The organism is Prevotella heparinolytica, assembly GCF_004342845.1.
In the GTDB taxonomy this organism is placed as follows: Bacteria; Bacteroidota; Bacteroidia; order Bacteroidales; family Bacteroidaceae; genus Bacteroides; species Bacteroides heparinolyticus.
This window is the reverse complement of the sequence record NZ_SLXB01000002.1, coordinates 106,184-127,910: the sequence shown is the minus strand read 5'-3', so window position 1 is coordinate 127,910 and position 21,727 is coordinate 106,184. Positions and strand designations below refer to the sequence as shown.

Genomic DNA, 21,727 nt, shown 5'->3' with positions numbered 1-21,727 from the left:
AGTTGTCTGCTCTGGGCATATAAAGGAGGAGGCACCAGCAGCTACCATCCCCGTATGATGCTCAAAGTGCTGTTTTATGCTTACATCTTTTTAGGCTTATTCCCTGTTTTATAAGAGAACAGAGAACACATTATTTGTCCGTTTTCAACCATTTATCCAGCCATTCAAAGAACGTGCGTTGCCAAAGCACGCCGTTTTGGGGTTTCAGCACCCAATGGTTTTCATCGGGATAGATAAGCAGTTCGGCAGGTACACCTCGCATCACGGCAGCATCGAAAGCGGCCATAGCCTGATTGGCAAGGATGCGGAAATCCTTTTCTCCGTGGATGCAGAGGATGGGGGTATCCCATTTATCGACGAAGAGATGCGGTGAATTGGCAAAAGTCCGTTGTGCCGTGGCATTGTTTTTTTCCCAATAAGCGCCACCCATGTCCCAGTTGGCAAACCATTTCTCTTCTGTTTCCAGATATTGCATTTCCATATTGAAGATGCCGTCGTGGGCGATGAATGCTTTGAAACGTTTGTCGTGGTGTCCGGCAAGCCAATAGACGGAGAAGCCTCCGAAGCTGGCACCCACACAGCCAAGATGGTCTTTGTTTACGAAAGGCTCTTTCGATATTTCGTCGATGGCGGTGAAGTAGTCTTTCATGCATTGTCCGCCGTAATCGCCGCTGATGGCTTCGTTCCACTCTACACCGAAGCCGGGCAATCCGCGACGGTTGGGAGCTACGATGATGTAATCGTTGGCGGCCATAATCTGGAAGTTCCAGCGATAGCTCCAGAACTGGCTGACGGGACTTTGCGGACCGCCTTCGCAGAAGAGCAGGGTGGGGTATTTCTTGTTCGGGTCGAACCGGGGCGGATAAATGACCCACGTCAGCATCTGTTTTCCGTCGGTGGTCGTCATCCAACGGGGTTCCACTTTACCCATATCCAATTGGTCGTAGATGTGTTTGTTCTCGAAAGTCAGTTGACGGACATCAGAAAAATCAGCACCGTTGCGACTGGTATTCACTGCATATATTTCATCAGCCATGCTCATGGAGTGGCGTTTGGCTATGAGCTTGTCGCCGCAGAGGGCAAGCGAGGCGTAGTCGTACACACCGTCGGTAAGCCGGGTCAGCTTGTCGCCATCGGTCAGAGAAAGCCGATATATATGTGTCTCGCCGTGCCACACGCCGATGAAGAAGATGCTTTGCGAATCCTTGTTCCACAAGAAGGCATCGACGTTGGATTCGAAGGCTTTGCTGACAAAACGTTTCTCGCCGGTTTCGAGGTTCATGATGAAGAGACGGTTGAGGTCGGCTTCGTAACCGTCGCGCTCCATGCTTTGCCAAGCGATGTATTTGCCGTCGGGAGAGTATTGGGGATTGGTGTCGTAGCCCTTGTTCTCTTCGGTGATGTTGATTGTTTTCTTTGTGGCGAGGTCGTAGATGTAGATATCCGAGTTGGTAGAAATGGCGTATGCCAGACCTGTTTTTTTGCGGCAGGTATAGGCCACTTTGTCCGAAGCGGGACTCCATGCCAACTGCTCAATGCCGCCCCAAGGCTTCATCGGGCTTTCGTAGGGTTCGCCTTCGAGAATATCGGTTACATTGCTGATGCCGTTTCCGTCGAAGTCGGCCACAAAGGGGTGGGGAGCGGTGGTCACCCATTCATCCCAATGTTTATACATCAGGTCGTCGACGATGATGCCGGTTGCTTTAGGCAGGTCGGGATGTTTGTCGGCGGTGCTCTTCACGGTTTTCACTTGAGCGATGAAAAGCAGTTTCTTCCCGTCGGGCGAGAAAGAGAATCCCTCGATGTCGCCGTCATATTGAGTCAGTTGCTTACGCTCTGTCCCATTTGGGTTCATCTCCCACACTTGGTTGCTGCCGCTTTCGCTGCTCAGGAATGCCAGTTTCTTGCCGTCCTTGAACCATACGGGCTGTGCTTCTTTCCATGTGCTTTGGGTGATTTGGGTGTTTGCGCTACCGTCGGCGTCCATCACGAAGACTTCGCTGTTGCTTTTGTTCTGGGGCACGCTGTAATAAGACACCGTGTAGGCTATCTGCTTTTCATCGGGCGAAACGGTCACACTGCCGATTCTTCCCATTGCCCACAGGGCTTCGGGCGTCATGCGCCTGCCTTCAATCTTGATGTCGGAGCGACGGATAAGCGTCGATGCGTCTTGCCCTCCGGCATTCTTTGTTCCTCCGCAGGAGGCCAATGTCATTGCTGCTGACATAAGCAAAAGATTTACTTGTTTCATACTGAGTTTTGGTTTCAGGGTTATTTACCGCAAAGATATAATAAAGAAATGTTTGAAACAAGTTGAGGGGGGCTTTGTTATCTTCGGATGAGGGGCATGCGTCGCATATACGAGGCAGGCGGTGTCGCATATACGAGGCTGGTGGTGTCGCATATACGAAGCAGGCGGTGTCGCATATACGAAGCAGGCGGTGTCGCATATACAAGGCAGGCAACGACATCATAGTGAGGCACGCAACGACATCATAGTGAGGCATGCAACGACATCATAGTGAGGCATGCGATGACACCGCAGTGAGGCATGTGATGACACCGCAGTGAAGCATGCGATGACACCGCAGTGAAGCATATGATGACACCGCAGTGAGGCATGCGATGACACCGCAGTGAGGCGTGCGATGACACCGCAGTGAGGCAACGCCCCCCCTGCGGCGACATTCCGCCAAAGGCGGCCCGAAGTGCTATATCTTTCTTTCTCTCCAGTTTCCTCTCCTCATGTATATCCGCGAAAACAACAACATGAGAGAGGCGTAGAGAATCTCCCCGGTCCAGCAGACGGCTACATCGAGTTGCAGATAGAGAACAATGTAGGTGATGTATCCCACGTAGATGACCAGTACCGCCATTTCCAAACCTAAGGCAGTGCGTGTATTTCCCGTTCCGGATACTGCTTGGAAATAGACATTGGAAGGCACCATGACCAGATAGGAGGCACACAACACCCACAACGAATGCACAGCAGCCTGCTGCAAGTCGGGCATGTCGGTATAGATGCTCAGGATGAGTTTTGGGAAAAGGGCGAAAAACAGAGCCAAAGGGAGGACGAAGAGATAGGCTATGTATATGTGCCGGCGGACAGTGGGTATGACGCTGTCGGAATGGCCTGCGCCAATCTGGTTGCTTACCAGCGAGCCGCAGGTGGAGGCAAAAGCTATGAGCACCATAAACAAAATGCCGGATACATTGCGCACAAGGTTGGTGACGGCCAGCGGACGTTCGCCCAAATGTTCCACATAAAGGAAGAACAAAAACCAAGTGGAGTGTGAGACAAAATTCTGTATCATGGTCCAAAGCGAGATGTTCAACATACGTTTCAGCACTCCGAAGTCTATCCGGGGTATGCTGTCCAGCCCGTACTTGCGGCAGTCGATGCGACTGCGTGTGTAAAGAACGAAGAACAGCAGCGAAACCGCTTCGGCCAGCGACGACCCTATGGCGGCTCCGACGATGCCGAGTGCAGGCAATCCCAACTTGCCGAAGATGAGAATATAGTTGAACACCACATTGCCCAGCACCATCACAACCGAGTTCAGCGTAAGCGTTCTTGTCTGTGTGGTTCCCAAGAAGAAAGCGCGGAATATCACCGCACTGAAAGAGAACAGTGCGCCGAACACCCGCCAATGCAAATAGTCGGCCGCGGCCTCGTAAATCTGCCCGGAAGCCACAATGCGTTTCAGGATAAGAGGCGAACAGCAATATGACAGTAAAAAAATAACCGCCGCCAGTCCCACCTGAAAGTAGATGCCCTGATAGAACAAGTTCCCTATCTCCTTGTATTGTCCTTCACCGTTGCGGCGGGCCATAAGTATCTGAGTGCCGATGCTGAAGCCGAAAGCCAACATGAAAATGACCAGATAGAAGATTCCGGCAATGGCGGATGCCCCCAACTCCACTTCTCCCACACGTCCTAAGAAAGCGGTGTCCGTCATTCCTATCATCTGCTCCATGAGAAGGCTGATTAGGATGGGGTAGGCGATGAGCCAGATTTGCTTATAGCTGTATTGGGTCTGCATACGGCGGGGTGTTGACGGCATGTTTCAATGATAATAGAGGCGACGAAGGGCCGCGCTTTGTTGTTCCTTCATGGCGCAGCCCTTCATTTATCGGTCCTTTACTGTTATTTCCTGTTCTGTCTTTCCTTCATCATCTGCTCCTGTTGCTTCTGCATGGCTTCCAGACGGGCGGCAAATCCTGTCTTCTTCATTTTCTTCGGGTCTTTCTTATTGGCTTCCAATTGGGCAAGAAGCGCTTCTTCATCGGTCATCTTGCGCATAACCAGCGTGGTTGCCACGCTAATCAGCGTAGAGAGGAAGTAATAATAGTTCAACCCCGATGGATAGTCGTTCAAGATAAACAGGAACATGACGGGCATCAGGTAGGACATCCACTTCATGGCTGCCATTTGCGGATTGGCTCCCGTGTCTTGCTGCTGCATCATGTACTTCGTGTTCAGAATGTTGGTAACCGTCATCAGCAGGCAAAACAAGCTGAGATGGCTTCCCATGAACGGAATATGGAACGGGAAGTTTATTATAGCGTCGTAGGTGGAGAGGTCGTCGGCCCACAAGAAACTCTGCTGACGGAGTTCGATGGCGCTCGGCACGAACATGAACAACGCCATCAGGATAGGGAACTGTATCAGCATGGGCAAACAGCCGCCCATCGGACTGACACCGTATTGGCTATACAGCCCCATGACCTCCTGTTGCTTCTTCATGGCATCTTCCTGCTTGGGATATTTCTTGTTTATCTCGTCGATTTTAGGCTTCAGCACTCGCATCCTGGCGGATGAAATATAGGTCTTCCACGTTGCCGGGAATACCACGATTTTTACAATCAGCGTCATCAGCAGCAGTACGATGCCCATGCTCAACCCCCAGCCCGACAGCCAGTCGAAAATGTTGATGGTGAACCACTTGTTTATCCAGCGGATGAGAGGCCAACCCAGATAAACCAGCCGGTTCAGTTCCCATTCCTTGTCAAGCTCGTTGCCTGCGGCACTGAGTGTCTTGTAGTGGTTGGGGCCGAAGTAGAAATAGAGTTTGGTGGGTTCTTGTCCGCTCGGGTCGAACTTGGTGCTCATCTCGGCCGAATAGTCTTTTATGTAGCCGCTTCCTTGAGCATCCATCTTGGATACCAGCTTGGTCTTTTCAAAGTCGGCATCGGCAAGAAACACGGACGAGAAGAACTGGTTCTTGAAGGCTATCCATTCCAGTCGTTCGGGCACATCCTTACTGTCGTCTTTATTGGCTGAAAGGTGGTCGGCTCCATCACCGCTGACTTTATAGGTCAGCTCGGACAGACGATTTTCATACGTATATCCCTTTTCTATCTGACGGGCACGCTGCCACCACTCTATATCCACTGAGTTGTTGGCAGATGCCAGCTTGTCGCCCATACCGACGGCTTGAATGGTAAAATCCACCAGATAAGAGTCGCGACGCATGGTGTAGGTGAAGTCGATGTATCCGGTACTGTCGGCCGACAGACGCATGGTGACACTGCTATCCGTGCGCTGAACCGCCGTGAAGTAATAATCCTTCGTCTGAATGGTCTCTTTCTTATTATAAAACAAGAAATTCATGGAGGCGTCGTTGCCGCTGAAGAGGGTGACGGGGGTGGTTTTGTCTTGCCCCATATACTCTTTCAGCGTGGCCGAGGCAATGCGTCCGCCCTTGGTGCCGATGGCAATCTCTGCCAGATTGTTGCTGATGATGATTTGCGAGTCGGTGCCTTGGCGGGCATTGAAGAAGATAGCGGCGGAGTCGACGCTTGCTTCGGCTTCCTTCTCGTTGGCCAGTGCGGCTTCCGACTTTGCTTTAAGCGCCTCTTGGCGTTGCTGCACTTGGGCGATGGAATCGTAGTAACGCTGCTGTGCCTCCAGTTGTTCTTGGCTGGGACGGCTCAGGAAACTGAATCCCACTAACAATATCGCTATCAGAACGAGCCCTGTGATGGTATTTTTATCCATAAGAGTTTTTACTGTTTGGCTATTTATGATTTAACTGTTTCGATTACGGTTTACTATTCAGACGTTTTGTCGTTTTTCTCATTCTCGATGGCGGCCTTCACGAAAGATACGAACAGCGGATGCGGATTGAGCACCGTGCTGCTGTATTCGGGATGGAACTGCGTGCCGACAAACCATTTCAGTTTCGGTATCTCGACGATTTCCACCAAGTCCGATTCGGGATTGATGCCTGTACATTTCATGCCGGCAGCTTCGTATTGTTCCTTATAGGCATTGTTGAACTCGTAGCGATGCCGGTGTCGTTCTTGAATATGCTCGGTGCCGTATGCCTCGTAGGCTTTACTGCCTTTCTGCAATACACATTCGTAAGCGCCCAAGCGCATGGTTCCGCCCATGTTGGTGATAGATTTCTGCTCTTCCATGATGTCGATAACGTTGTGAGATGTCTTCTCGTCCATCTCGCGGCTGTTGGCGTCGGCATAGCCCAGCACGTTGCGCGCGAACTCGATGGCGATGCATTGCATGCCCAGACAGATGCCAAAAGTAGGAATATCGTGCGTGCGGGCATATTTGATGGCGATAAACTTTCCGGGGATGCCTCTTTCGCCGAATCCCGGTCCGATGAGTATGCCCGACATGCCTTTCAAAGCTTCGGCCACATTCTCTTCGGTCAGTTTCTCGCTGTTCACGAAGTCTACCGACACCTTGCGGTCGTTGTAGGTTCCGGCCTGCGAAAGGGCTTCACGGATGGATTTGTAGGCATCTTGCAGATCGTATTTTCCCACGAGGGCGATGTGCAAGGGTGCTGTCTTTTCAGCTTTGTGCCGACGTTCGAGGAAAGTGTGCCACGGCCCCAGTGCCGGAAGTTCGCCTACGGGCAGTCCCATCTTTTTCAGGATAGTGACATCAAGGCCTTGCGCCTGCATCAGAATGGGTACTTCGTATATGGTGGGCGCATCGATGCTTTGCACCACGGCGTTTTCGTCGACATTACAAAAAAGAGCCACTTTCTTGCGCAATCCCGAACCAAGTTCGTGTTCGGTGCGCAGCACAAGAATGTCGGGCTGTATACCGGCGCTCTGCAACTCTTTCACCGAATGCTGGGTAGGTTTGGTTTTAAGTTCGCCGGCTGCGGCAAGGTAGGGCACATAAGTAAGGTGTACGCACAAGGCGTCTTTGCCCAACTCCCATTTGAGCTGACGAATGCTTTCAAGATAAGGCAGCGACTCGATGTCTCCTACCGTACCGCCTATTTCGGTGATGACGAAATCGAACTTATGTTTGTTGCCCAACAGTTTCACGTTACGCTTGATTTCATCCGTGATGTGAGGAATCACCTGAATGGTTTTTCCCAAATAGTCGCCCCGGCGTTCCTTGTCGATGACACTTTTGTATATGCGTCCGGTCGTGATGTTGTTTGCTTTGGTGGTCTGAATACCCAAAAAGCGCTCGTAGTGTCCTAAATCGAGGTCGGCCTCGTGACCGTCTACCGTGACGTAGCACTCGCCATGCTCATAAGGGTTCAGCGTGCCCGGGTCGATGTTGATATACGGATCGAATTTCTGGATGGTTACTTTGTAACCTCTTGCTTGCAGCAATTTGCCGATGGAGGATGATATAATGCCCTTGCCTAATGAAGAGGCAACGCCACCGGTGACGAAAATATACTTTGTTTCTCCCACAACTATATTGTTTTATTAATCGTTAAGTATGTGATTAAAATGTTTTTATACTGTCAACTTTCAGTCATTCAGAAAGATGTGTAAAACGTCCATTCTCTTTATAAATGCGCGGAGAGCACACCGGTTTGCCGGAAAAACACCATCGAAAGAAATGGTGCTTTTTTGTTTGAGCCGCCCCTTAAAAAGCGCAAAATTAAGAAAAAAAGAAGAAGTAGAGAAAGTTTCGGTGAAACAAATCTAAAAAAATGCGATTTCATCGAAGAACCGGACATTGCTTTTTCTTGCGTGTTTTTTATGTATTCTGGAGTTTTTGGGCTAATTTTGCGCACAAATCAGAGATTTTAGAGACTTATGAAGAATAGACATATCACTGTTGGGGTGATTGCCGCCTTGTTTTCAATGCCGATAGCGGCACATAACACATGGGATGTTGCTCCTAAAAACATGCGGCAAGAGATAGCCGCTCCGATTGATACGCTGACGGGAATCATGAAGGATTACATGATATTGAAGCTGAAACCGGAGGAAGGACGTTATAAAATGGATACGGTTTCCATTTTATACGAGAAGTACATCGGAGTGCTGGACTATTTGAACGATCCTTCCACGCCCGAACGGTATATAGCTTTTAATCCGGATTATTACCGGCTATTCGTTCCTCTTACTTATTATTACGCACCTATGGGGCGGCTTTCCGAGGTGGATTGGAAGTTTTCAGCAGACGATACGGGACGGGAGGAAGCTTCTGCTTTGTTGCCGTTCGATACCTTGAGTTTCACTTCCAAGGAGCGTGTCAACCGATTGGTAGACCATACGTTGTTGAATACCTATGTGAATTGTCCGGAACTCGTAGTCAATACCGAGCGCGAAGTTATGAAAGGACGGATTTTCCAAGATAACATAGAAAAAGAAGTCTCCTCGAAACCTTCAGTACTGAAGCTCTTTGCTCAAGAAGACGCGGTAGGGGTGAGGGAAGATGCCGACGTGATTATACATAAACCCAATTGGTGGTTGTTCGGTGGAAACGGCTCGTTGCAATTCACTCAGAACTATATTTCCGATAACTGGTATAAAGGAGGCGAGAGCACGAACGCATTGTTTGCCAATTTACAGCTCTTTGCCAACTACAATGACAAAGAGATGCTGCAGTGGGAGAATCTGCTGGACGTGAAACTGGGATTCAGTTCGGCTCCTTCGGACACTTGCCATAAATATATGGTGAGCACCGACCAGATTCGTCTTTACAGTAAGCTGGGTATCCAGGCCGCACACAATTGGTATTACACGGTGTCTACGGATATGCGGACACAGCTCTTCCGCAGTTACAAGAAAAACACCAATGATTTGGTGACGTCTTTCCTTGCGCCGCTCGACTGGACTATCAGTATCGGTATGGACTATAAGTTGAAAAAGAAACGGTTCAATCTTTCCGTATTCATCGGTCCGCTGACCTACATGCTGCGCTATGTGGGTAACGACAAGGTGGACGAGGTAAGTTTCGGTTTGGACAAGGGCCGGAGGTTGAAGCATAACTTCGGTTCGCAGGTGCAACCCACACTCTCGTGGATTATCATTCCATCCATCGTATTGGATTCCCGCATGGACTTCCAAACTAGCTATGAGTGGACGCGTGTGGAATGGGAAAACACCGTGAATTTCGTGCTGAACCGCTATCTCTCCACCAAGCTCTATGTGCATGCCCGCTACGACGACAGTTCCAAACCGAAATCGGGCAACAGTTACTTTCAAGTAAAGGAATTACTCAGCTTCGGTATAAATTATAAGTGGTAGAAGCGAAAAGTTGGTGTCTTATATGCGGATAGCAATCAATGTGCGGATGGAATACAGGAGAATAATTTTACAAACTACGCCTTTATTCCTTTTCATTTGGGATCAAAAACAGAGTTGTCTTTTCTCACTCCTATACAGAGGGTAGATCAGTATACGACTGATGTACCCTCTGTCGTATACTGATGTGGAATCAGTCGTATACTGATCCACCCCCTTGCCAGAAGGTATTCTGGCGTAGGTGACGACTTATAGCCCGACGGTCGGATTGAGGGAAAATATGACTTGGAAATATTATTACATATCAACCTTTCTGTCACACAATTTTATCATGGATGTTTGTGCAGGCCGGAGACTTTTCCGTACTTAAATAGAAGGACGGATTCATGGAGCTGTTCTGAAATATAATTTATCCCGCCGCCCGCGTATCAAGACTGTCCCTTCATTTCTTCGAGTGGAAATATGACAGAAAAAATGTGCAAAAATGAAAAAAGAACGTTATCGCACACATAAAAAATCCCTTTCTCCCTTGTAGTTCATAAATTATATGTAAATTTGCCGCGATTTGTAATGCACACTTTGCAAAATGGCGAATACTATCATAAGACATCAAGGTATTGTGGAAAACATAAGTGATTCTCATCTTCAAGTGAGAATTGTTCAAACCTCGGCATGCGCTTCGTGTAGCGCCAAAGGACATTGCACCGCTGCCGAAACAAAAGAGAAACTTGTCGATGTGTATGATGTGAACGCCGCATCCTACAGCCCCGGAGACCGAGTATGGGTGGCAGGTCGACTCTCTATGGGGGCAATGGCCGTATTATTGGCCTTTATCCTTCCTTTCCTCGTTTTAATCGTCTCGCTATTCGTCCTTATGGCTGTCCGAAATGACGAACTGTTTGCCGCGCTCGGCTCGTTGGCTCTTCTTATACCTTATTATTATATACTGTGGCTGAACAAGGCACGCATAGGGAAGAAATTCTCGTTTTCGGTGCAACCTATGAACTGACTAATAACAAAACAATAATTAATAAATGACTAATTTATGAATGTAATTCTGATTGCAGTGATTTCGCTGGGAGCCATAGCGCTGGTGTCAGCCGCTATCCTTTACGTTGCTTCCAAGAAATTCGCCGTGTATGAAGATCCGCGAATTGCCCGGGTAGGCGAAGTGCTTCCGCAGGCTAATTGCGGTGGATGTGGTTACCCCGGTTGTAGCGGATTTGCAGATGCTTGTGTGAAGGCTGGTTCGCTGGAAGGTAAGTTTTGCCCCGTAGGCGGACAGCCTGTCATGGACAAGATTGCCGGTATTTTAGGGTTGGACGCCGTTGCTTCCGAACCTTTGGTTGCGGTGGTGAGGTGTAACGGGACATGTGCCAACCGTCCCCGCCTGAACCAATACGACGGTGTCATGAGTTGTGCCATCGCCGCTTCACTTTACGGTGGTGAAACAGGTTGTAGCTATGGATGCTTGGGATGTGGCGACTGTGTAGCTGCCTGCCGGTTCGATGCCATCCACATGAATCCGGAAACCGGACTTCCTGAGGTGGACGAAGAGAAATGTACAGCTTGTGGCGCATGCGTCAAGGCATGTCCCAAAACCATCATCGAACTACGTCCCCAAGGCAAAAAATCGCGCCGCATCTATGTGCAGTGCGTAAACAAAGACAAGGGTGCCGTGGCGCGCAAGGCTTGCACCGTGGCATGTATCGGCTGCGGCAAGTGTGTCAAGGCGTGTGCTTTCGATGCCATCACGTTGGAAAACAATCTGGCCTACATCGACCCTTACAAGTGCAAGCTCTGCCGCAAGTGCGAAGAGGCATGTCCGCAAGACACCATTATCGCGCTGAACTTCCCGCCACGTAAACCCAAAACAGAATCGGTTGCTCCACCTGTTGAGAAGGTTGCCGAAACTTCCCCTAAGGCTGCCGAAGCCGCTCTTGAAACAGCCGAAACTCCGAAAACGGCAAAAGTGACCGAAGTTGTAGAAGCCCCGAAACCGGAGGCATGAATTAATGAGTAAATAAACGACTAAAAATACAGAATTGTATGTTGAAGACATTTTCAATCGGTGGAGTTCATCCACACGAAAATAAACTTTCAGCTCATCAGCCCATTGTCAAGGCAGATGTTCCGGCAAAGGCCGTCATCTTGCTTGGACAACACATCGGCGCTCCTGCCAAGCCCATAGTAGCCAAAGGCGATGCAGTGAAAGTAGGTACGAAGATTGCCGAACCAGGCGGTTTTGTATCGGCAGCCATCCACTCGTCGGTCAGTGGAAAAGTGGCTAAGATTGATACGATTATCGATGCCAGTGGTTATGCCAAACCCGCCATCTTCATCGATGTGGAAGGAGATGAATGGGAAGAATCCATCGACCGTAGCGAGACGCTGGTAAAGGAGTGCGCCCTCGGTGCGGAGGAGATTGTGAAGAAGATAACCGATGCCGGTATCGTGGGATTGGGCGGAGCCTGTTTTCCCACGCAAGTGAAGCTGTGTCCTCCTCCCGCATTCAAGGCCGACTGCGTCATCATCAATGCCGTGGAGTGCGAACCTTATCTTACTGCCGACCACCAGCTGATGCTGGAGCATGCCGAAGAAATCATGGTGGGAGTGTCCATCCTGATGAAAGCCGTGAAAGTGAACAAAGCCTTTATTGGTATTGAGAACAACAAGCCTGATGCCATTCAGTTGATGGGCAAAGTGGCATCTGCCTATGCAGGTATCGAAGTAGTACCTTTAAAAGTGCAGTATCCGCAAGGAGGCGAAAAACAACTGATTGATGCCGTCATCAGTCGTCAGGTGGCAGCCGGAGCGTTGCCCATTTCCACCGGAGCCGTTGTGCAGAACGTGGGTACGGCATTTGCCGTATATCAGGCCGTCCAAAAGAATAAGCCATTGTTTGAGCGTGTCATCACTGTCACCGGTAAATCTCTCTCAAAGCCTTCCAATTTCCTTGCCCGTATCGGCACGCCCATGAAGCAATTGATTGATGCCTGCGGAGGTCTGCCCGAAGATACGGGAAAGATTATCGGCGGCGGCCCCATGATGGGCAAAGCGTTGGTGAATACAGACGTGCCCACCGCAAAAGGCAGTTCGGGCATCCTTATCATGAACGACAAGGAGGCCAAGCGAAGCGAAGTGCAGCCCTGTATTCGTTGTGCCAAGTGTGTATCGGCCTGCCCTATGGGACTGGAACCTTACCTGCTTGCCACTGTGTCGGCTCACGGAGATTTCGAGAAAGTAGAGAAAGAAGACGTCATGTCGTGCATAGAATGCGGTTCGTGCCAGTTTACATGTCCTTCCAACCGTCCGTTGCTGGACTATATCCGTTTGGGAAAGGGCAAAGTAGGAGCTATGATTCGCGCGCGTCAAGTAAAAAAATGAAAGTAGAATTTTATCCTTATGAATAAATTAATCGTATCCCTTTCGCCCCACGTTCATGGAGGCGACAGCGTGAAGAAGAATATGTACGGCGTACTCGTGGCATTGATGCCGGCCTTCCTCGTGTCGCTCTACTTTTTCGGACTGGGTGCGCTGATTGTTACGGCCACTTCCGTAGCAGCCTGCCTGTTTTTTGAATGGGCCATCGGCAAATATCTTTTAAAGAAAGAAACCGCAACTATCACCGACGGGTCTGCCGTTATCACTGGTGTATTGCTGGCATTCAACCTACCTTCCAATCTTCCTGTCTGGATTATCATCTTAGGTGCACTGTTTGCTATCGGTGTAGGTAAGATGTCTTTCGGCGGTTTGGGAGCCAATCCGTTCAACCCCGCATTGGCCGGGCGTGTGTTCCTCTTGCTCTCATTTCCCGTGCAGATGACTACTTGGCCGGTAGTTGGTCAACTAACCGCATATACCGATGCCACCACGGCCGCCACTCCTCTGGCCATAATGAAAGGAGTCATCAATGGTGCTCCGGGCATGTCGTTGAGCGACCTTCCGGGAGCTTTCGACCTGCTGATTGGTAACAATGGCGGTTGCCTCGGCGAAGTCAGCGCATTGGCCTTACTGTTAGGACTGGTCTATATGTTATGGAAAAGAATTATTTCTTGGCATATTCCCGTGTCTATTCTTGCAACAGTGTTTGTTTTTTCCGGCATCATGCATTTGGTGAATCCCGGTCTTTATGTATCTCCGTTTGTACAGCTGCTCTCAGGTGGTTTGATGCTGGGAGCCGTCTTCATGGCAACGGACTATGTCACTTCTCCGATGAGCCACAAAGGAATGTTGATTTATGGTGTATGCATCGGCTTGCTGACAGTCGTTATCCGTCTTTTCGGAGCTTATCCAGAAGGTATGTCGTTCGCCATTCTGATAATGAATGCGTTTACTCCGTTAATTAATACGTATGTCAAACCTAAACGCTTTGGGGAGGTAGCGAAGAAGAAATGAAAAAGTTAGAATCATCCTTGAAGAATATGTTGCTGGTGCTTACGGGTGTCACTGTCATCTCCGTAGCGTTGCTGGCTTATGTGAACGAACTCACCAAAGAACCCATTGCGAAGGCCAACGCCAAAACCCTGAGCGATGCGGTCAGTGCAGTAGTGCCGGGATTCGACAACGACCCCATAGCCGAAAAGAAAATGCAGGAAGTGGATGGAGTGGAATATGCCGTATATCCGGCCACTAAAGCCGGCCAATATATCGGTGCGGCCATCGAAGCTACAAGCATGGGCTTCGGTGGTGAGCTGAAGGTACTGGTAGGCTTCGATGCCGATGGAAAGGTTATAGACTATTCCTTGTTGTCGCATGTAGAGACACCGGGATTGGGTTCCAAGGCCTCCGATTGGTTCAAGAAAGGCAATAAGGGCGATATCACCGGTATGAATCCGGGTGAAACGCCGCTGACAGTCAGCAAAGACGGAGGTAAGGTAGATGCAATCACGGCTTCTACCATAACCTCGCGTGCTTTCCTTAAAGCCGTGAATGCTGCCTATGCCGCTTATGCCGGACAAAACACGGCCGACGGCACTACGAGCGCTACTCAAAAGAATGTTGAACAACCCGCCGACACCGTAGCTACCCAAGCTGCGGATACGCTCGGTGCTAAATAAGAAAGGAGTAGAGATATGAATAATTTTAAAGTGATGATGAACGGGATTGTGAAAGAAAATCCCACATTTGTGCTCCTGTTGGGCATGTGTCCTACACTTGGTACTACCTCCTCGGCCATCAATGGTATGGGCATGGGACTTGCCACCATGTTCGTACTGATTTGTTCCAATATAGTGATTTCTGCCATCAAGAATCTGATTCCCGACATGGTGCGTATCCCTTCTTTCATTGTGGTAATCGCCTCTTTCGTGACATTGCTTCAAATGGTGATGCAGGCCTATGTGCCGGCACTGTATGCCACACTGGGGCTTTTCATTCCGCTGATTGTGGTGAACTGCATTGTGCTGGGGCGTGCCGAAGCTTTTGCAGCGAAGAACGGTCCTGTGGCATCCATGTTCGATGGTTTGGGTATGGGACTTGGTTTTACGCTTGCACTGACGTTGCTGGGAGCCGTTCGCGAATTCCTCGGTACCGGAAAAATTTTCAACTTCTCCATTCTGCCCGAAGAATACGGTATGTTGGTTTTTGTCCTTGCCCCGGGTGCATTTATTGCTCTGGGATATCTGATAGCCTTGATTAACAGCCTGAAGAAGAGCAATTAAAGTGAAGGATTGAAAGAACGAAATAAACAATTAGAATTATGGAATATATATTGATATTTATCTCGGCAATCTTTGTAAACAACATCGTATTGTCGCAATTTTTGGGAATCTGCCCGTTTCTGGGCGTTTCCAAGAAAGTAGAGACGGCATTGGGCATGTCGGCGGCAGTGGCATTTGTGCTAACCATTGCTACTATTGTCACATTTCTTATTCAGAAGTATGTACTCGATGCCTTCGGATTGGGATATTTGCAGACAATTACTTTCATTCTGGTGATTGCCGCTTTGGTACAGATGGTGGAAATCATTCTGAAGAAAGTTTCTCCATCATTGTATCAGGCATTGGGTGTATTCCTCCCGTTGATAACCACCAACTGTTGTATTCTCGGTGTGGCTATCCTCGTTATCCAGAAAGACTATGACCTGCTTACGGGTGTGGTTTATGCTTTCTCTACCGCGCTCGGCTTTGGGTTGGCGTTGACCCTGTTTGCCGGCTTGCGCGAGCAGATGAGCTTGGTGGATATCCCCAAAGGCATGCGAGGCACTCCCATAGCCCTGATAACTGCCGGTCTGCTGGCAATGGCATTCATGGGTTTCTCTGGGGTCGTAAAAATCTGAGAAACAGAAACTATAAAAGATAGAAGAGGAGATAAACAAAATTTTATCTCCTCTTCTATCTTTTATATTAAAATATTTTCGTACATTTGCATCGTAATTCATAACTCTAAAGGCTAAATCGCTTAATTTGAATATGAAAGAAAAGATATTAGTTACGGGAGGAACCGGATACATCGGTTCACATACTGTGGTAGAGCTTCAGAGCGCCGGTTACGAAGTGGTTATCATCGATAACCTGTCGAACTCTTCCGCAGACGTCGTAGATAATATAGAAAAAGTGTCCGGCATACGTCCTGTGTTCGAGAAACTGGACTGTCTGAACTTTGAAGGTCTCGATGCTTTGTTTGCAAAGCACAAAGGAATCAAGGCCATCATTCATTTCGCAGCCAGCAAGGCTGTGGGCGAATCTGTTCAAAAGCCGTTGATGTATTATCGCAATAACTTGGTGTCATTGATAAACCTGCTGGAATTAATGCCGAAATATGGAGTAGAAGGTATCGTGTTCTCCTCATCTTGTACGGTCTATGGCCAGCCGGACGAACTTCCGGTAACGGAAAAAGCACCTATCAAGAAAGCAGAGTCTCCTTATGGCAACACGAAGCAGATAAACGAAGAAATTGTTCGTGACACAGTTGCTTCGGGCGCTCCTGTCAAGGCTGTCTTGTTGCGTTACTTCAATCCGATTGGTGCACACCCCACTGCATTATTGGGTGAGTTACCTAACGGTGTGCCGCAGAACCTGATACCATATCTAACCCAGACGGCCATCGGCATTCGCGAGAAATTGAGTGTATTTGGTGATGATTACAATACTCCCGATGGTTCTTGCATCCGCGACTTCATCAATGTGGTAGATTTGGCAAAGGCGCACGTAGTGGCCATCCGCCGCATATTGGAGAACAAACAGAAAGAAAAAGTAGAAGTGTTTAATATCGGTACGGGACGTGGACTTTCAGTTTTGGAATTGATAAACGCTTTTGAAAAAGCTACCGGAGTGAAGTTGAACTATCAAATTGTGGGTCGTCGTGCCGGTGATATAGAGAAGGTATGGGCAAATCCGGAATTGGCCAACAATGAATTGGGATGGAAAGCGGAAACCGGAATCGAAGATACATTGCTTTCCGCATGGAAGTGGCAGTTAAAGCTTCGTGAAAGAGGAATACAATAAATGTATATATAGTTTAAACTGACTATGAACAAATGTTCTCTACATTTGTTTATAAAGAGACAATCCGCCTGAAGCTATCGATGTATATGTGAATATCCATAAGGTAGTACGTATGTCTCCCCGACATAGACAGGTGCGATTGCATAGTAGTTTTGTCGTGTTTTATTTTGTGTTTGTGTTGTGAGTGGGCCTTATCGAGAGATAAGGCCCATTTTTTATATGAGAAATAGGCTCTGTAAGTATGGCTATAAAAAATACAGATCTCACAGAATTGACATGCTTAAAATTATATAGAAGCATGCGTTTTCTGTGCAATCTGTACTTAAAAAAATGAGAGTTTTTATTCTTACTCTCTTTCCTATCGGGAATTATCTTGCTGCATAATAAGTGTTGATCATTGTTGCCTGATGAGCTGCTGCCACACCATTAGCATCCAATGTAACCGTCATTTCTTCACCGTTAGGGAGAGTGATCTGTGCAGTACCGTCATTGTTCATCTGCAAAAGTTCGGTGCTGACACCTTCGGTCACAATATTCCAAGTATTTAATTCTTTGTTGTATATCAACTCCATAGAAGTACTTTCACCTTCTTTTGTGATAGAGTAACCATTCTCAAGAGTTTGTACCAAGTAATTGCCGTTTTCACCTTTTACTTTTTTTACATCACCTACACTGGCTATAGGATTGTTACCACTCCAGAATTCGATGGAGTTGATAACCAAAGCATCGGCTACATAACATACACCATATACCGGAACAATGTTGAATGCAAGGAAAATCAATTCGTTCACAAACTTGTTGCTGACATTTTGATTCCAATTTACCAATTTACCATGCAAAGCAAAAGAGCCAATGCAGGAACTCAAAAGGAAAGCACCACAAACCATTACAGTGGCAGCCATCTTGAAATTAAGCTTTTTCATAATCATTCTTTTTTAAAGTTTAATGATATTTTATTATGGATAGCTCTTTGAGAGAGCCATTGTTAATTACCTGCAAATATATACTTTTTCAAATAAAAAGTACATAACTCTTGAAAAAAAACTGTTTATTAAAAATAAATAACAACTATTTATCTCTTTTTTGATATATAAACTTCTCAAGCCAACTGTCTATTGCATACTTCCCCGAACCCACAATATACATCAGGATAAATACTGCCAAATAGATAAAAGCAAGTCCTTTGGCGGCAAAAGGGTCGTTAGCATGAATGATGAAGAAAGCGACTATCATTGTGAATATCATGGGGATCATTGACAAATGGTATAAGAAACCTAAAATAAAAGCAATGGAACATGCCAATTCTCCAAAAATGGCTAAACTTAAAGAAAGGGAAGAGCCTACCCCTAAGGGATCGGGAAAAACTGCGGATAACTCTTGAAAATCTGTCCATTTCCGGATACCATGAGTCATCATTAATATACCAAACACTATTCTTGCCATTAGCAGTATAACAGATACGATTTTTCCATCCGGTTGAGTAGGAAATAATAATTGTCTAAACATAATTTTCTCTTTTTTGGTTTATATAGAGAGTGTAACAAAAAATAATTCTGAAAAGTTTATTCCTGTTTCAATAAATGAAAGATGAATCGAATCGGTATTCTTTTGTTTTCAGCAATTGCTCTTTCCTTGACTTATTTGTCTTTCGCTTTGTAACCACAAGGTATAGATTCTCCTGTTAATGTCGTACATTTGAATTATTATGTTCGGTCCAAATACAGAATACATAGTGCACATTCTTAGCAGCAGCATCCGTGAGGAGGATTCATGAATGAACCTTGTCACGGAAGAATATGTCTGTTTCATTGTAGTTAGCAGAAAGTAAATATAAATAAACAGCTATAGGAAGTGTAATTTATTGAAAAAAATGTATATTTGCAACGTTCTCTTATAATAATCACTTTTGATTTCATATCCGATTGTGTTATGAGGAAAAAGACTATATATAAACTAGCAATTCTAGCTATAACAGGTTTATTGTTACTTTCGTGCTGGGATACTGATAAAAGCAGGCTTATTACTCAGGAACATTTGGATATAGATAGTTTAGAGGTACAAGGTGTGCGCTATCGCGAGCATGCACGTTTCAATGAAGCCATCGAATGCCATCGCAAAGGATTGCAAATAGCAATGCATCTTAAGGATACATTTGCAATTGTGCGAGCTTTGAATAATATTGGTACAAACTTTCGCCGTTTAGGTATTCTGGACGAAGCATCCACTTATCATTATCACGCGTTGCTGCTATGTGAACAATTTAAAGACAAAAGCAGTGTTCAAGCCAGAAAGAATAGGGTTATCACATTGAGTGGCATTGGGAATATACACCTGACATTAGATAATCGAGATACGGCAGACAGCATTTTCCGGGTAGCATTGATGGAAGAAAAAAAGCTGAATAGTAATCTCGGACTGGCCATGAATTATGCCAATCTGGGGTATATTTTTGAGCAGAAAGGGATGCTGGACTCCGCATTGGTTTATTATCAGCATTCAATGGAGCATAACCGCATGGCCAAATCCATTGTGGGGATTTCTCTTTGCCACAATCATTTCGGACGCTTGTATGAGAAAGAGAAGCGTTGGGACGACGCTTTGCGTGAATATCGCAATGCTTACAATCTGATGGTGGATAAAAGTGACCTCTATCATTGGCTGGAAGCTTGTTTGGCATTGGCGCGAGTAAATCTGTCGAAAAAGAATCTGCCGGACGCACGGTCTTACTTAGAACGTGCTAAGAAAGCAGCAAAAGAAATGAATTCCTGGGAACATTTGTCCGAAGTGTATCTGTTGAATTATCTTTATCATGAAGAAACGGGAGATTGCCGTCGTGCCCTAGACAGCTATATCCTGAATAGGACTTATGCTGATAGTATAAAAAATGCCAAGAACCAAAATCATATACAGAATTTGCGTATTGATTATGAACGAGAGAAGAATAACAGGGAATTATTGTCGGTTCGTGAAAACTATCGAATGGAACAGCGCACAAAAAACATTATTTTGAATAGCACGTTCTTTATCTTGTTCATTATGCTGGTGGCACTTGGCTTTTTGTGGTATGCTTTTCGCATGAAATCGCGTAGCCAACGGGTTATGCGGCACATGGAAAACGTACGTAACAGTTTTTTTACTAATATTACCCACGAGTTTCGCACACCATTGACGGTGATATTGGGGCTATCGGAACAATTACAGGAGGGAAAGCTGACACAGGAAGAGCAAAAGCAGGGGTTGGCCACCATTGTACGTCAAGGCAAAAGCCTGCTTGAACTGGTGAACCAATTATTGGATATCTCTAAAATAAAATCAGAATTAGGCACTCCGGAATGGCGCAATGGTGATTCGGTAGCATATATGCGTATGGTTATGGAGAACTATCGTGCTTATTCGCGACAAAAACAGATAGAGTTGCGTTTTATTCCTGCCGAAACCGTGATTATGATGGATTTCGTTCCCGAATATTTTTGTAAAATAACTCGTAACCTGCTTTCTAATGCCTTCAAGTACACTCCCAAAGGAGGAAGCATTCTTGTAACTATGAAGCAAAAGGAAGAACGGCTTATGCTATGTGTTACAGATTCCGGTATGGGAATCAGCAAAGAAGATATTCCTAATATATTCAACCCTTTCTACCAAGGAGTGAACAGCAAAGAAGGCCTTAGTACCGGAATAGGTCTTCCATTGGTAAGGCAGATAGTAGAAAGTATGGGCGGCGATATCAACGTGGAAAGTATGCCTGGAAAAGGGACTACATTTACAGTTTCTCTGCCTTTGAAACATGGAAGCACAGCTTGGAAAGCATGGACTACAGAAGAACTGTCAGAAGAAAAAGGTTGTATGGCAGAGTGTTTTGATACAAACAATTTTTCTGATATACAGGCCACATCCGAAACTTCGGAATCGCCGCTTGTCCTGATAGTGGAAGACAATGAAGATATCTCTTACTACATTGGGAGGTTGCTAAAGGAGAAATATCGCCTGCTGTATGCCCGCGACGGCGAAGAAGGGTTGGAAAAGGCAAATGAGTTTATTCCCGACCTGATAATTACAGACCTAATGATGCCCCAAAAAGACGGTTATGAATTATGCCGGGAAGTGCGCAAATCGGAACTGCTAAACCATATTCCCATCATTATCGTTACTGCCAAAAATAATGACAGCGACCGTATCGAAGGGCTTGATGCCGGAGCGGACGCTTATTTGCAAAAGCCTTTCAACCCCGACGAACTGCACATTCATGTTCAGCATCTGCTGGAACAACGCCGCATGTTGCGCGAAAAGTATTCACGCGCAACAAACGAATGCGAGAAACAAGCTGTAGAACTAAGCCTTAACGACAAGAACTTTTTAATGCGCTTGAATGATGTGATCTACTCCATGCTAAGTAATCACGATTTGAGTTCGGACATCGTGGCAGACCGTATGTGTATGAGTCTTTCACAACTAAACCGTAAGGTAAAGATCATCACAGGTTTCAGTACTTCGGGGTATGTCCTTCAAATGCGGTTGGACAAATCGAAACGTCTATTGGCCTCCACCGAAACACCGATAGGGGACATTGCCTTGAAATGTGGATTTCCGGAAATATCTTACTTTTCACGTATATTCAAGCAGACATTCCAAATGACACCTTCGCAGTATCGCAAAAGTAACAAAGAATATCTCAGTCGAGGATAAAAGTTCATTTTCCTTTCTCATGAATGCATCCGCAATGCCCGTTCATAAATACTGTGCATACTAAATCAAGCTGTTTGAGTGAACAGTAATCATTGAGTTTGTGTATTGTACTTATAGGATAAATC

Annotated in this window: 16 protein-coding genes; 10 read left to right on the top strand and 6 right to left on the bottom strand. The window is 46.7% G+C overall.

Going from position 1 to position 21,727, the window contains the following annotated elements; all coding sequences use genetic code 11:
- Positions 1 to 130 precede the first annotated feature (130 nt).
- From EV202_RS02035 to EV202_RS02020, 4 genes are all read right to left on the bottom strand, one after another.
- Positions 131 to 2,251, bottom strand: a complete 2,121-nt coding sequence (locus tag EV202_RS02035) for a S9 family peptidase (RefSeq protein WP_234878226.1) — start codon at positions 2,249 to 2,251, stop codon at positions 131 to 133.
- Between the two features lie 460 nt (positions 2,252 to 2,711).
- Positions 2,712 to 4,043, bottom strand: coding sequence for an MATE family efflux transporter (locus tag EV202_RS02030; protein ID WP_131925190.1), 1,332 nt, complete (start codon positions 4,041 to 4,043; stop codon positions 2,712 to 2,714).
- Between the two features lie 104 nt (positions 4,044 to 4,147).
- Positions 4,148 to 6,001 carry a membrane protein insertase YidC gene (yidC, locus tag EV202_RS02025; RefSeq protein WP_131925083.1) on the bottom strand — a complete coding sequence of 618 codons (1,854 nt, stop codon included), beginning with the start codon at positions 5,999 to 6,001 and terminating at the stop codon, positions 4,148 to 4,150.
- Between the two features lie 53 nt (positions 6,002 to 6,054).
- Positions 6,055 to 7,683: a CTP synthase gene (locus tag EV202_RS02020; protein WP_131925081.1), complete on the bottom strand. Its 1,629-nt coding sequence runs from the start codon at positions 7,681 to 7,683 to the stop codon at positions 6,055 to 6,057.
- Between the two features lie 351 nt (positions 7,684 to 8,034).
- Here EV202_RS02020 and EV202_RS02015 point away from each other — a divergent pair, with 351 nt between their 5' ends.
- From EV202_RS02015 to galE, 9 genes are all read left to right on the top strand, one after another.
- The gene (locus EV202_RS02015; RefSeq protein ID WP_165899387.1) at positions 8,035 to 9,474 is read left to right on the top strand and encodes a DUF3078 domain-containing protein; all 1,440 of its coding nucleotides are present in this window, start codon (positions 8,035 to 8,037) and stop codon (positions 9,472 to 9,474) included.
- Between the two features lie 583 nt (positions 9,475 to 10,057).
- Positions 10,058 to 10,480 (top strand): SoxR reducing system RseC family protein, encoded by a 423-nt coding sequence (locus EV202_RS02010; protein ID WP_106068592.1) that lies wholly within the window; start codon positions 10,058 to 10,060, stop codon positions 10,478 to 10,480.
- A gap of 36 nt (positions 10,481 to 10,516) precedes the next feature.
- The gene (locus EV202_RS02005) at positions 10,517 to 11,482 is read left to right on the top strand and encodes a Fe-S cluster domain-containing protein (RefSeq protein WP_131925079.1); all 966 of its coding nucleotides are present in this window, start codon (positions 10,517 to 10,519) and stop codon (positions 11,480 to 11,482) included.
- 38 nt (positions 11,483 to 11,520) lie between these two features.
- Complete coding sequence (gene rsxC, locus EV202_RS02000; protein ID WP_106068594.1) at positions 11,521 to 12,858, top strand: electron transport complex subunit RsxC; 1,338 nt, start codon at positions 11,521 to 11,523, stop codon at positions 12,856 to 12,858.
- Between the two features lie 18 nt (positions 12,859 to 12,876).
- Entirely contained in the window at positions 12,877 to 13,869 is a 993-nt protein-coding gene (locus EV202_RS01995; protein WP_106068595.1) for an RnfABCDGE type electron transport complex subunit D, read from the top strand.
- Positions 13,866 to 14,531 (top strand): RnfABCDGE type electron transport complex subunit G, encoded by a 666-nt coding sequence (locus EV202_RS01990; RefSeq protein WP_106068596.1) that lies wholly within the window; start codon positions 13,866 to 13,868, stop codon positions 14,529 to 14,531. Before EV202_RS01995 ends, EV202_RS01990 begins: the two co-directional genes overlap by 4 nt.
- 15 nt (positions 14,532 to 14,546) lie before the next feature.
- The gene (rsxE, locus tag EV202_RS01985) at positions 14,547 to 15,134 is read left to right on the top strand and encodes an electron transport complex subunit RsxE (RefSeq protein ID WP_106068597.1); all 588 of its coding nucleotides are present in this window, start codon (positions 14,547 to 14,549) and stop codon (positions 15,132 to 15,134) included.
- A 38-nt stretch (positions 15,135 to 15,172) separates the two neighbouring features.
- Entirely contained in the window at positions 15,173 to 15,751 is a 579-nt protein-coding gene (gene rsxA / locus EV202_RS01980; RefSeq protein WP_106068598.1) for an electron transport complex subunit RsxA, read from the top strand.
- A gap of 133 nt (positions 15,752 to 15,884) precedes the next feature.
- A complete protein-coding gene (galE, locus tag EV202_RS01975; protein WP_106068599.1) occupies positions 15,885 to 16,919 on the top strand; it encodes a UDP-glucose 4-epimerase GalE in 1,035 nt (344 codons plus the stop codon).
- A 368-nt stretch (positions 16,920 to 17,287) separates the two neighbouring features.
- Here the strand turns inward: galE and EV202_RS01965 are convergent, their stop codons facing one another.
- Together EV202_RS01965 and EV202_RS01960 are read right to left on the bottom strand one after the other, a co-directional pair.
- A complete protein-coding gene (locus tag EV202_RS01965) occupies positions 17,288 to 17,842 on the bottom strand; it encodes a DUF3332 domain-containing protein (RefSeq protein WP_106070445.1) in 555 nt (184 codons plus the stop codon).
- 145 nt (positions 17,843 to 17,987) lie between these two features.
- Positions 17,988 to 18,425 carry a DoxX family protein gene (locus EV202_RS01960; RefSeq protein WP_131925077.1) on the bottom strand — a complete coding sequence of 146 codons (438 nt, stop codon included), beginning with the start codon at positions 18,423 to 18,425 and terminating at the stop codon, positions 17,988 to 17,990.
- 528 nt (positions 18,426 to 18,953) lie between these two features.
- On the opposite strand from EV202_RS01960, the gene EV202_RS01955 reads away from it, so the two are divergent.
- Positions 18,954 to 21,602, top strand: a complete 2,649-nt coding sequence (locus tag EV202_RS01955; RefSeq protein ID WP_234878225.1) for a hybrid sensor histidine kinase/response regulator transcription factor — start codon at positions 18,954 to 18,956, stop codon at positions 21,600 to 21,602.
- Positions 21,603 to 21,727: the final 125 nt, after the last annotated feature.

Bases quoted from the DNA above. Each gene is read 5' to 3' on its own strand.
- EV202_RS02035 (WP_234878226.1), bottom strand. From the start codon at position 2,251: ATGAAACAAGTAAATCTTTTGCTTATGTCAGCAGCAATGACATTGGCC.
- EV202_RS02030 (WP_131925190.1), bottom strand. From the start codon at position 4,043: ATGCAGACCCAATACAGCTATAAGCAAATCTGGCTCATCGCCTACCCC.
- yidC (WP_131925083.1), bottom strand. From the start codon at position 6,001: ATGGATAAAAATACCATCACAGGGCTCGTTCTGATAGCGATATTGTTA.
- EV202_RS02015 (WP_165899387.1), top strand. From the start codon at position 8,035: ATGAAGAATAGACATATCACTGTTGGGGTGATTGCCGCCTTGTTTTCA.
- EV202_RS02010 (WP_106068592.1), top strand. From the start codon at position 10,058: ATGGCGAATACTATCATAAGACATCAAGGTATTGTGGAAAACATAAGT.
- EV202_RS02005 (WP_131925079.1), top strand. From the start codon at position 10,517: ATGAATGTAATTCTGATTGCAGTGATTTCGCTGGGAGCCATAGCGCTG.
- rsxC (WP_106068594.1), top strand. From the start codon at position 11,521: ATGTTGAAGACATTTTCAATCGGTGGAGTTCATCCACACGAAAATAAA.
- EV202_RS01995 (WP_106068595.1), top strand. From the start codon at position 12,877: ATGAATAAATTAATCGTATCCCTTTCGCCCCACGTTCATGGAGGCGAC.
- EV202_RS01990 (WP_106068596.1), top strand. From the start codon at position 13,866: ATGAAAAAGTTAGAATCATCCTTGAAGAATATGTTGCTGGTGCTTACG.
- rsxE (WP_106068597.1), top strand. From the start codon at position 14,547: ATGAATAATTTTAAAGTGATGATGAACGGGATTGTGAAAGAAAATCCC.
- rsxA (WP_106068598.1), top strand. From the start codon at position 15,173: ATGGAATATATATTGATATTTATCTCGGCAATCTTTGTAAACAACATC.
- galE (WP_106068599.1), top strand. From the start codon at position 15,885: ATGAAAGAAAAGATATTAGTTACGGGAGGAACCGGATACATCGGTTCA.
- EV202_RS01965 (WP_106070445.1), bottom strand. From the start codon at position 17,842: ATGAAAAAGCTTAATTTCAAGATGGCTGCCACTGTAATGGTTTGTGGT.
- EV202_RS01960 (WP_131925077.1), bottom strand. From the start codon at position 18,425: ATGTTTAGACAATTATTATTTCCTACTCAACCGGATGGAAAAATCGTA.